This window comes from Paenibacillus sp. RC73 (assembly GCF_044908085.1).
Lineage (GTDB): Bacteria > Bacillota > Bacilli > Paenibacillales > Paenibacillaceae > Paenibacillus > Paenibacillus terrae_A.
Genome location: NZ_JBIYCV010000002.1, coordinates 704,089 through 713,877, shown reverse-complemented (window position 1 = coordinate 713,877; position 9,789 = coordinate 704,089). Strand labels below are relative to the sequence as shown.

16 protein-coding genes and 1 pseudogene are annotated in these 9,789 nt (G+C 38.8%); 3 read left to right on the top strand and 14 right to left on the bottom strand.

The annotated features are described in order from the left end of the window. Window positions 1-31: 31 nt before the first annotated feature. From ABH897_RS06895 to ABH897_RS06860, 8 genes and pseudogenes are all read right to left on the bottom strand, one after another. Complete coding sequence (locus tag ABH897_RS06895) at window positions 32-733, bottom strand: hypothetical protein (protein WP_404591444.1); 702 nt, start codon at window positions 731-733, stop codon at window positions 32-34. Window positions 734-736: 3 nt separating this feature from the next. After that, complete coding sequence (locus ABH897_RS06890) at window positions 737-883, bottom strand: hypothetical protein (protein ID WP_200893479.1); 147 nt, start codon at window positions 881-883, stop codon at window positions 737-739. Continuing rightward, a complete protein-coding gene (locus ABH897_RS06885; protein WP_283652115.1) occupies window positions 856-1,404 on the bottom strand; it encodes an accessory gene regulator ArgB-like protein in 549 nt (182 codons plus the stop codon). Before ABH897_RS06885 ends, ABH897_RS06890 begins: the two co-directional genes overlap by 28 nt. Continuing rightward, window positions 1,355-2,068 carry a hypothetical protein gene (locus ABH897_RS06880; RefSeq protein ID WP_283652116.1) on the bottom strand — a complete coding sequence of 238 codons (714 nt, stop codon included), beginning with the start codon at window positions 2,066-2,068 and terminating at the stop codon, window positions 1,355-1,357. Before ABH897_RS06880 ends, ABH897_RS06885 begins: the two co-directional genes overlap by 50 nt. Window positions 2,069-2,218: 150 nt before the next feature. Continuing rightward, entirely contained in the window at window positions 2,219-2,479 is a 261-nt protein-coding gene (locus tag ABH897_RS06875; RefSeq protein ID WP_283652117.1) for a group-specific protein, read from the bottom strand. 691 nt (window positions 2,480-3,170) lie between these two features. Then, entirely contained in the window at window positions 3,171-3,941 is a 771-nt protein-coding gene (locus tag ABH897_RS06870) for a hypothetical protein (protein WP_283652118.1), read from the bottom strand. Between the two features lie 445 nt (window positions 3,942-4,386). After that, a pseudogene (locus tag ABH897_RS06865) lies at window positions 4,387-4,723 on the bottom strand (YolD-like family protein). 110 nt (window positions 4,724-4,833) lie between these two features. Beyond that, window positions 4,834-5,106 carry a hypothetical protein gene (locus ABH897_RS06860; RefSeq protein WP_283652119.1) on the bottom strand — a complete coding sequence of 91 codons (273 nt, stop codon included), beginning with the start codon at window positions 5,104-5,106 and terminating at the stop codon, window positions 4,834-4,836. 135 nt (window positions 5,107-5,241) lie between these two features. Between ABH897_RS06860 and ABH897_RS06855 the strand changes: the two genes are divergently transcribed. Together ABH897_RS06855 and ABH897_RS06850 are read left to right on the top strand one after the other, a co-directional pair. Further along, on the top strand, window positions 5,242-5,469 hold the full coding sequence (locus ABH897_RS06855; protein WP_404591442.1) for a type II toxin-antitoxin system HicA family toxin: 228 nt from the start codon (window positions 5,242-5,244) through the stop codon (window positions 5,467-5,469). Window positions 5,470-5,513: 44 nt separating this feature from the next. Then, window positions 5,514-5,876: a type II toxin-antitoxin system HicB family antitoxin gene (locus ABH897_RS06850; protein WP_483874953.1), complete on the top strand. Its 363-nt coding sequence runs from the start codon at window positions 5,514-5,516 to the stop codon at window positions 5,874-5,876. A gap of 90 nt (window positions 5,877-5,966) precedes the next feature. On the opposite strand, the gene ABH897_RS06845 is transcribed toward ABH897_RS06850, so the two are convergent. Further along, window positions 5,967-6,443, bottom strand: a complete 477-nt coding sequence (locus ABH897_RS06845) for a hypothetical protein (RefSeq protein WP_283652122.1) — start codon at window positions 6,441-6,443, stop codon at window positions 5,967-5,969. A gap of 120 nt (window positions 6,444-6,563) precedes the next feature. Here ABH897_RS06845 and ABH897_RS06840 point away from each other — a divergent pair, with 120 nt between their 5' ends. Further along, window positions 6,564-6,785 carry a hypothetical protein gene (locus ABH897_RS06840; protein WP_283652123.1) on the top strand — a complete coding sequence of 74 codons (222 nt, stop codon included), beginning with the start codon at window positions 6,564-6,566 and terminating at the stop codon, window positions 6,783-6,785. Window positions 6,786-6,805: 20 nt separating this feature from the next. Here ABH897_RS06840 and ABH897_RS06835 read toward each other — a convergent pair whose 3' ends face one another. The 5 genes from ABH897_RS06835 to ABH897_RS06815 all read right to left on the bottom strand — a co-directional run bounded on the left by ABH897_RS06835 (window position 6,806) and on the right by ABH897_RS06815 (window position 9,761). After that, entirely contained in the window at window positions 6,806-7,006 is a 201-nt protein-coding gene (locus ABH897_RS06835; protein ID WP_283656280.1) for a hypothetical protein, read from the bottom strand. 119 nt (window positions 7,007-7,125) lie between these two features. Continuing rightward, entirely contained in the window at window positions 7,126-7,242 is a 117-nt protein-coding gene (locus ABH897_RS06830; RefSeq protein ID WP_160789428.1) for a sporulation protein YjcZ, read from the bottom strand. 160 nt (window positions 7,243-7,402) lie between these two features. After that, the gene (locus ABH897_RS06825) at window positions 7,403-7,537 is read right to left on the bottom strand and encodes a YjcZ family sporulation protein (protein WP_404520228.1); all 135 of its coding nucleotides are present in this window, start codon (window positions 7,535-7,537) and stop codon (window positions 7,403-7,405) included. Between the two features lie 127 nt (window positions 7,538-7,664). Continuing rightward, window positions 7,665-8,114: a NucA/NucB deoxyribonuclease domain-containing protein gene (locus ABH897_RS06820; protein WP_283652124.1), complete on the bottom strand. Its 450-nt coding sequence runs from the start codon at window positions 8,112-8,114 to the stop codon at window positions 7,665-7,667. A gap of 426 nt (window positions 8,115-8,540) precedes the next feature. Continuing rightward, window positions 8,541-9,761: an IS256 family transposase gene (locus ABH897_RS06815; RefSeq protein ID WP_404591438.1), complete on the bottom strand. Its 1,221-nt coding sequence runs from the start codon at window positions 9,759-9,761 to the stop codon at window positions 8,541-8,543. Window positions 9,762-9,789: the final 28 nt, after the last annotated feature.

The following is a 9,789-nucleotide window of genomic DNA, read 5'->3' as shown; positions in this document are numbered from 1 at the left end:
TCGTTGTTTTGGCATTGTAGAGATTCGCTCCTTAACATGATAGGTTTATTCTACAAGCCCTTATTTTTTCTGTCCAACTTAGTGTATCTGATCCAGTTTCAATTTTGCTAACTAAGCTGAGATTAATTAGGGTATCCTTATAGGCCGGATATAAGTAAGGAAAAGCTTCCTTACAAGCTTGCACTGTTAACCCGATTCCATACGATTTATCACCAGAATTGAAACGTGGGACATAATAATTTTTCTTTTGTTCCCACATATCTACACTGATCATATCTGAAATTTTAAAAAAACCATTTTCTGCTGACTTACCCGTTTTTAAAATTTCTGCTCCGAAAATGTAGCGCAGTTCCCGTTCAGCGCTGATTGCATCTTTGTAAATTTGTTTCCAACGAGACAAATTAGACGCGTTTATACTTTCTTTATTGTTCTTGTTTTTGAAGGTAACCTGTCCGCCCGTATAATCTCCCGTGATTATTTTGTCTACAAGGCTAATATTGACTAAATTAGAACCATCCAAATTAGCAAAAGTGGGCAGACCAGATAAACATTCGTGGAGAGTGGTGGGAACGGTGAATTTTCCATACAACGTATGAAAAAGTGGGATATGATAATTGCTTTTGGGTTTCCACAATTCAATCACCACCAGGTGATTTTCGCGAAAAAAAGAACATTCCCCTAATGCGTTGTCACTCAACAATTTGGTGGCAAGAATCCGCTTTCCATCTTCCATATATCAATTCGTTTCTTTACTCTTCTGATCTTTTTTCTTCAGCTCTTCTGGTATTGGTTTAGCGCCAAATACTGTTTTTTCATTTTTGGTAGATTCGTCAGCGTATTTCCCCAGTTTTACATTTAAAGCTCTTGCCAATCTCTTGTCCATTTCCGTTCCCCTCCTTTCCATAAAGGAAGAATGCTGAAAGCTTGTATAGCTAAAGATAAGCATATTATGTGTGATTGTATAAAGAAATTCAATGCACAAAACAAAATACATACCGCTTTATAATATTTATGTTTAGTAGTTTTGTTAATATAAATAAAATGATTAGGCGCATAAATGACAAACACTAATAATGAACAAGCACTAATAATAAAAATCGTTGGCACATTCAAAGCGATGAAAGGTATAGTTACACATATTGCCGTTGTAAAACAGACACATAACGTAAGATTGCGGAAGTGTGCCCCTCCTGAAAATCTCCTCATAAACATAATAGTACCCAGTGCTAATAACGCTCCTAAAAAGTGCCCTGCCATCCAGCCTACTACTGCTACTAGGAATACCGCAGAAACTTCAGTGATTTTTATACCAAGCGCATATTCCATCACTTCTACACTTGTCGGACCATCGGGGTCAGCTTTTTTTATTTCTGTTGCGATGTGCCTCGATAGCGCTTCTAGCATCCTCGTAATCCCCCCGATCTGAAAAGAAATAGGACAATCCGAAAGTAAACAATGAAATGGAAAGTAATCCTATTGTATTAGAGTTATAAAGCATATATAAAGTAATAGAGATAGTGACCGCTGATATTAGCGCACCTATAATTAACATCTTATTTAGGGATGAGAAATAATTTTCACCTCTTAAAAAATCGTGTGGAGGCTGAATTATAAACGAGAATCCTAAGTTATATTTCCCCATAACAAAAGAAATCAAATATGCAATAATGATAGAAGATACCTGAATAAAGTAAACAGAAAACCCAGAAGTGTAATTGATAACACCCGGTTGTGCTACTCCGAAAAAATTCGCAAATAGATATACAAATAGCTGTAGGTTAATGTAGGCTGTTAGACCAGAACCTGCAGAAAAAGCCGCAAGATGTGTTTTGATCCCTAAACCGAATCTAAAAAAGATAACCATAAACAAATATTGAAACGGCAAATCTAATTTAGGCACACCTATAACTACCCTCATTAGAAAAGAAAACAAAGCTATGCCAATTGTGTAAAATAGTATTTTTCTACGATATTCCCAGACGGGAAGCATATAAAGCTTTAAGACCAAAGTAACAACGGCCAAAGCATCGAATACCCCAAGTAAAATATACAAAAAAGCAGATAACACAGATACACCATCCTCCTATTTAGCCTGCTGTAATTGTATATTTTACTCGGGTTAGTAGCAATGCAATAACCTAGTAAACTGGTAATTTTTGTCCTCATGTAAGGTATATTTTTGGGGTTGTGTTAATTAATCCGTTTACGAGTAATTGATTCATTGCTCTAAAATCCATTGCTCCAAGAATGTTCTCGTTTCACGAGCTGGATAATACCATTTACCGCCGATTTTTCTTTTTGGAAATCTAGGATCATAGAAAAATGTTCCCAGTATCGTATTCCAACTCATACAAGTCTTTTTCTTTAATTCATTTGTATCCCAAAATACATATTCAGCATCAACTACTTTCACCAACTCCGAAATTTTCTTCAATATAATTTTTTTCGCTTCCTTTTCATCTACACTAATCTCAATCAAAATCCTCGTCCCTTTTTTGTAGAATGCAAAACTAATTAATGAACGCAAAAAAAATTCTCGGATATGTGCCGAGGAATCGTTTTAACAAAAATTATCTTTCACATGCCACTCCATCACGATTCAGCTTCATACTCAACTAAACCGCATGTTAACTTAAACCTTTGTGAACAAATTAAAGCTCCCTGGTAACCACATTTGCTTATGATAACCTCTATTTTTCCATTAATTTATTGAATATCTCTCTATCTTTGGAAGTAAAGTCGGAAATCCGTTTCTTTTGCTCGTATGTGTTGGTACTTGAATCCAATTTAATGAAGCTATTTTCACCAACCAAATACACAATATTTTTTTTATCTTATATGACACAATATTATCAACAGCTTTTCCCAGTGGATCAGCAAGATGATTATAAAGTATTAAAGGGTAGTGCGGCCCCCCTCTAAAAATTTGAAAAGTCCCGTCACCAAAATATTCTACGGTATCTTTGCCTGATGGGTATTTATACTTCGTATTATCCCCAGAATTCACCAGGAAAATTAGAGTAGTAGTTGTAACTAGTATAGCAATCAAGATAATGATGTATCTACGCTTCATCTGCGATTTATTCCTCACTTCCAAGCTTTTCTTGTATCAGTTACTGTTACATGAGACGTATACTCATTTAGTGTTCCCCATGATTCCATTAAATTTGTTAGGTTTGCTGCAGCCCAACCAAGTTTGTTGTCCCCAGTAAACATTTGTTTAAAATTATACTCAAATTATAGACATCAGAATACGTTGTAGTAATTTTCCATTGCCCGTCAACGTAATTTCCATTTATTTTATAATACATGTTGTGAAAAGCATTATATAAATCTCTATCACTTTCTAATCCCTCAGATCCATTATATGAAAAACTTTTAATTTTATTAGCGTTAGCTTTTTTGACTGCGGCATTAACTATTGCGATGTGCTCTTTAGATTTTTTAACTTGCTGCGCCTCATATGACCATTCGTTAAAGTATAAATTTCCTGGTTTGTAATCAAGTGAATGTTGAAGTAAATTGGCTGTGATGTCTCCGTACTTCTTTCGAGCTATAGGAACAGCTACTAATGTAAATGCTTTACGATCAGGATAATGTATTACAGTGTCTGTCGAATCTTTTACCTGTTCTACACCTCGCACCCAAGCCTTTTCTAGTTCTACAAGAGGATTTTCAAACGGAAAAGTATTATTTCCTGCATACACTAACATATTCTTACTATATGCGCCTTCCAGTACTTTTTGCGAGACATCAGACTGATCCTTTTCCCTTGTTTCCTTAGGTTCTAACTGAGGACTGTATTGAATTTTTCCCAATTGATCTTCTTTTTGTTTTAAAACAAGTTCAAACTCAAGTATCTCTTTGCTGGTATCAATCTGTTCTTGATACTTATCTACATAAGCGTGTGTAAACGTAATATCTCGGATCGTCGTTTTCATTTCTCACGACTTGGATATTACATTTTCGATAGTAGTCCTCACTATCAGGTTTATATTCTGTGTTTGCCCATGTATACAGCATGTTGGAATTATCCGCATTGTCTATAACTGAAGGAAGCGAATGAAGCTGAATTTTGCTTCGAATATGTAGTGAATGTGCCAAATCTGAAGACTTAGCTAAAAGGTTTTGGGACTATTGTTCATATAAGTAAAGCTAGTGATTTCACCTTTTACAAACTCGATTGGCTCACTACCGGATTTGCGTTCTATTCTTAATGAAATGCACATTGAAGTAATCTCCTCTGTTAATTTAATCTAGTTTTATAGGAAAAATTTATGAAAATACTAATTTCCAAATATTAATATATACGAAAAATATTAAATAGTAAACAAATTTTCAGCTTGGTAAAGGACGTAAAAAAAGCCCCGGTTACCTGGGAACCTTTTATGTACTTGCAGAAATAATATCCTCCAACTTAACCCAACTAAAATCATCTTCGTATTTGGACAGCTTCACTTCCCGTCTGGCTGTGTTTATAGACGTAACGACACCCGTCATAACCGTATCATCGAACGGGCTAAATACAGTCAACGTGACAGTCGTACGTAAGTTGTAGGAGTCTATAAGCGTCTGCTCTATTAGCTGTAACCTCTTGGTCGTCCAACTCCGGCTTGCCGCGCCGCTGACGGTCTTTCATTAGCTTCAAATATGCTTCCTTGTGCTCGGGGATAATTATCCTAGAGCTTTCCCATATTCCATTGCCTTCAAGTTTCTTTCCCATGTATGTAGCCTCCTGTTGTGTAATGTACAAATTATATATCGAACATACGTTCTGTACAAGGGATTATTTTTACCAACGAACAAAAAAATAAACCTCGGATTGCTCCGGGCTTAGTATTCGGTAAAATATCTATTCGCATTTCCGGGTGGCATGATGATCTTCTGGTCCCTGTCCCATCCTTCGATAATGACGATATCCCGCAATGAGGACTTATCCGCCCACGTAATATAGTTATTCTTCTCAAGAACCAGCAGCCCCGCCTTTATGTCCGCTACACTTCTGCCTGTCTTGATCTCCAGTTCCTTCATTGTGGGCATCCTACGGCGGCCTGCTGAAAAGTTGTAGAGTATCCGTAGTAGCTTGCGTTCGATATCAGGTAACAAAGCAACCAACTCCTTCACTAGTCATTATATACAAACATGCGTTCTTATAAAACAAAGAATACTATTCCAAAATAAATGTCTCATTCCCTTGCTTTATGGTACTATATATGGTACCATATATGCAGGAGGTGAGACATGGCTAGGATAAATAAATTGATCCAGAAAATGAAAGACCGCCCAAACGGGATTCGATTTGAAGAGGTCGAAAAGGTACTTGAACATTACGGATACATAAAGGCAAGGCACGATGGAACGTCACATTGCCAATTCCGAAATGATAAAGGCGACCTAATCACCGTCAAAAAGAAAAACCCATTAAAGGCGGCGTGCGTCAAAGACGTACTGGGTCGGATCGAGGAGTGAGCGCTCCCCTTTCCTTATCCTCAATATATCCTAGCCGATATATAATGGCAAATAATCAACAAAAGGATTTAGCGTATTACATGTCGCTCCCGTACACTATACAGATTCGACCAATGAACGACGAAAGCGGACACTACTTTTACTCAACAGTAGTGGAATTAGACGGTTGCCAAAGTGACGGAGAAACCTTTGCTGAAGCTTATGAAAGTGTTCTTGAAGCCATGAAAGGCTATTTGTCTGTTAAGTTGGAACATGGCGACCCTATACCTGAACCTGTAGGAGAGAATGAATACAGCGGCAAGTTTAATTTACGTGTACCCAAAAGTCTGCACCAGCAGTTAGCAGAACGGGCAGCAGCCGAAAATGTTTCACTTAACCAATACTGCCTATACAAACTTAGCAAATAAAAAAAGCTCTGCCGACCAATTAAGGTTAGCAGAGCTTTTTTTTGCTTAGAGTATTCAAAATCTACACCATTCATCTTATTGTGGAATATCCTATAAAAGTAACATTAAAGCTTTAGTAACCCACCAGGCAGCAGTTTCATTCCCAGTCACTTGCAAAGCTCCTGCATATATTGCATCTTCAATAGCTCCAGTGAAGTTGTCAACAACACCTAGGATCTGTAAGAAACCCTCAACTCCAATAAAAGCTTTCACTGAGGCCGGAAGTTTATCAAATCCTGCTTTTAAAGCTTTTACTGCCCAACTCAATTTCCCTTGTGTTTGATACTCTCCACGGTCTTCTTTATTTTGGATGGCTTTAATAAAATCATTTTTTTCCTGCTCAGACAAATTGAAATATTCGGAAATACCTTCGATATCTTGTAATTCTGATTCACTAAGAGAATCCTTAGCACTACTAGAAACACTACTAGAGTCTGTAGAAGGCAATGCGTACATTGAGGCTGGTACCGCAATCACACCTGTTAGTAAAGTTGCGGCCATAAGTGAGGTTATCCAAACTTTTTTCATCACTTCAACTCCTCATTGTTTTTTATATGCATTTACCATTTATGTAATCGTTACAATATTTATGGTAAACTATAGTTAGTTTTATATCAACTTCTATTTTTGATTTAAAGGAGGTATTTGGTGAAAAATATTTGGAGATTTATCATCGCACTGCTCATCGGCAACATTATCGGGAATCTAACTTACGGAAGGCTAGAATTTTTTCAATACAACACAGGAACTGGATTTTTCACATTAGAAAATCTCATTAAGTTCATTATTGACTACGGCCTGGCTGTGATTATTGCATTAATCATATATGTCTTGATTGGAAAACTTTTCATAAGAAGTGATGAGAAATAAACCAAAAGGACTCCTATGGGCTAAATACCAGTGGAGTCCTTCTTTACATCTACTCTAAATTCAAACTGATTCCTCATGAAATATTTTCCGTTAATCTTGATCGACTCAGGCGAAAATTTTTCTACTGGACCACCGTAATCCTCAAACGTCACCCGTAATTCTTCGTCCACGGACACAACATATGCTCTTACCTGGCTTAATGCTGATGCAAACAGTTCGATATCTGATTTTTACACTTTATATGTATGGTTCATGCTGATCACCTCGATAATTCATTCGGTGAATGGTATTCAATAAAAAAGACTCTGCCAGCATTACGCCAGCAGAGCCCCCAGTCCAATCATACCCAAAATGCTTTTGAGATAATTACCAACAGGATAAACAATACCAAGATTGCACCTATAGAATGAAATCCGCCGTATCCACCATAACCTGCTCCACCTTCATATCCACTCATGGCTTGAACCTCCTTTATTTGTAGTACAACATAATATATGCACAAAGACTTCAGAGTACAGGGTATACAGGTAATAATTACAAAAGCTCATCGATCACATATCAATAGAGCCTTTTTACCTAAACAATGATTGGGCATTACCGTGACATTGCTTTAGAAATTAAATCCAAAATGCTTTAGTGATGATAACCAACAGAATAAAGAGTACCAAAATTGCACCCGTCGATGTGAAAGGACAAAAACATTTTTCCCTACGCTCTTCCTTGCGCTCAACTCCTCCAACACATTCACTCACATGAACTCCTCCTTTCATTTAGACACCATACACCGTATGTGTCACTCAATAAATTTGGAAAGGCTAAGTGGAAATGACTTCAACGAAAAAAATCCCCGCCGACCAGTTAAGGGTTAGCGGGGATTTCTCATTTAACGATAAATTCAACTTTTGTGCCATCCGCATATTCGTCCAACTTGTGACCTACCCATGATCCAGCTCCACGATTATCCTTCGGGCTTATGTACTTAATATCCGCCCCCTCCCCACCTTCGGAACACATCGCCATAGGCCATTCATCACGATCCTTGCCCTTCTTGGTCGGTACGCCTTTGAGGGACAAATCACGGTTATGCTCGGCTCCATCGCGGTCAATTGTACATACTTGTGACTTTCCGGCTGCTATGGCCTCTCGGATATGCTGCGCTGTCTCGGGATAACGATCGGACGGAAACTCTAGCTTAACCTTGTCGGCAGACACCTGTGTTACTGGATTAGCTACAGGCTCTGTTTTGCTGGGTCTAGTTGCTTCCTGCTGTTGCACGTTGCAGCCAGCTAATAGGACTGTAATAAGTATGGTAAATATCCACCTAAACATATGTATTCCTCCCCCTAAACGTAATAACACCCCACCAGCTTGGCCAGTAGGGTGTTACCGATGCTTTCGGATTTATATAACACGATAATATTTTTGATTGATTTTAAATGTTTTTTATAGGGTTCATATTGATCCATCGAAATAAACATTATGTAATGAAAGCTCAATAACCCAACTTTCCAATATAAGCTAAGTTATTGAACTCACGCTGGGATTCTAATAAAGCTAAAGAAGTTTTTCATTTCTTATTTTCGTTTTCTTTCAGGTAATACCAGTAGTTTAAAATAAAAAATCTTAGACTGGTACCCATCAGCATAATGCATATAATAATTGTGAAGTAGCTAAAATAACTAATTATAAGGGTCTGTCAATAATTTTGTGTAAACTCTTTTAAGCATAGATTCCCCCGAGGGGGAAAACGCGAATCTAACGCAAGTGTTGACCGACCCGATCGGGGAAAAAGACCGAAAGCTGGAGTAGCATTTGCCCCCAGTTTTGGACACGGCCTGTCCATTTTCGAGTGACATCGACGGTGGCCAGATAGAGCATTTTAAGCAAGGCTTCATCGGTAGGGAAAATGCTCTTTCCCTTCGTCACTTTACGAAGCTGACGGTGGTAACTCTCGATCATATTGGTGGTGTAGATGAGTTTGCGGATCTCAGGTGGGTACTTGAAAAAGGTAGCAAGTTCGTCCCAATGGGTCCGCCAAGAACGGATAATCAGGGGATATTTGGCTCCCCAAACTTCCTCGAAACGGTCGAGTTCAAGTAAGGCACTTTCCTCGGTAGCTGTCTTGTAAATGGGCTTTAAGTCGGCAGTCACTTTCTTAATATCCTTGTATGACACGTAACGGGTGGAGCTGCGGATTTGGTGAATAATACACTTCTGAATTTCGGTTTGAGGGTAGCAGGCCGCAATTGCCCCAGAGAATCCAGACAGGTTATCCACACAGATAATGAGGATGTCTTGAACCCCGCGATTCTTAAGCTCATTCAGTACGCTTAGCCAGAACTTGGAGGACTCATTCTCACCAATCCACATGCCCAGCACATCCTTGTTTCCGTCCAGATCGATGCCAATGACCATGTAGGCGGCCTTGTTGATAATGGCCCCATCTTGCTTGACTTTAAAGTGGATCGCATCCAGATAGACGATCGCATAGACGCCTTGCAGAGGTCGATTTTGCCATTCTTTAATGAGAGGCACAATCTTGTTCGTGACATTGGAAATGAGCGTAGGGGAGACTTCAATGCCATACATCTGTCCCAGATGATCCTGGATTTCCCTAGTGCTAATCCCTTTGGCATACAGGGCGATGATTTGCTCTTCGATACCCGTTACATTCGATGGATGCTTCTTAACGACCAGGGGCTCAAACTCACCCAGGCGGTCCCGAGGAATGGCGATGTCCTGTTCGCCGTACTCACTGACTACCGTTTTACGGCTCTTTCCATTGCGACTGTTTGGAGTGAGTTTCGCCTTCACTTCATGCTTTCCATAGCCCAAGTGGGTATCCATTTCAGCTTCCAGCATCTCCTGAATCGTCTCTGCAAATAGATCCTTTAACGCATGCTGTGCATCTTGCGCGGTTACCAGATTGTTCTCTTTAATGAATTCCCGAAGTTGCTGTTTTGACCAAAGTCCCATGTGTTCTCCCCAACCTTTCTCTTACTTC

What these genes read in the sequence shown, in the direction of transcription:
- ABH897_RS06895 (WP_404591444.1), bottom strand. Translation starts at nt 733, where the DNA reads ATGGAAGATGGAAAGCGGATTCTTGCCACCAAATTGTTGAGTGACAAC.
- ABH897_RS06890 (WP_200893479.1), bottom strand. Translation starts at nt 883, where the DNA reads ATGGACAAGAGATTGGCAAGAGCTTTAAATGTAAAACTGGGGAAATAC.
- ABH897_RS06885 (WP_283652115.1), bottom strand. Translation starts at nt 1,404, where the DNA reads ATGCTAGAAGCGCTATCGAGGCACATCGCAACAGAAATAAAAAAAGCT.
- ABH897_RS06870 (WP_283652118.1), bottom strand. Translation starts at nt 3,941, where the DNA reads ATGAAAACGACGATCCGAGATATTACGTTTACACACGCTTATGTAGAT.
- ABH897_RS06855 (WP_404591442.1), top strand. Translation starts at nt 5,242, where the DNA reads ATGGCTAGGATAAATAAATTGATCCAGAAAATGAAAGACCGCCCAAAC.
- ABH897_RS06850 (WP_483874953.1), top strand. Translation starts at nt 5,514, where the DNA reads ATGGCAAATAATCAACAAAAGGATTTAGCGTATTACATGTCGCTCCCG.
- ABH897_RS06845 (WP_283652122.1), bottom strand. Translation starts at nt 6,443, where the DNA reads ATGAAAAAAGTTTGGATAACCTCACTTATGGCCGCAACTTTACTAACA.
- ABH897_RS06830 (WP_160789428.1), bottom strand. Translation starts at nt 7,242, where the DNA reads ATGAGTGGATATGAAGGTGGAGCAGGTTATGGTGGATACGGCGGATTT.
- ABH897_RS06820 (WP_283652124.1), bottom strand. Translation starts at nt 8,114, where the DNA reads ATGTTTAGGTGGATATTTACCATACTTATTACAGTCCTATTAGCTGGC.
- ABH897_RS06815 (WP_404591438.1), bottom strand. Translation starts at nt 9,761, where the DNA reads ATGGGACTTTGGTCAAAACAGCAACTTCGGGAATTCATTAAAGAGAAC.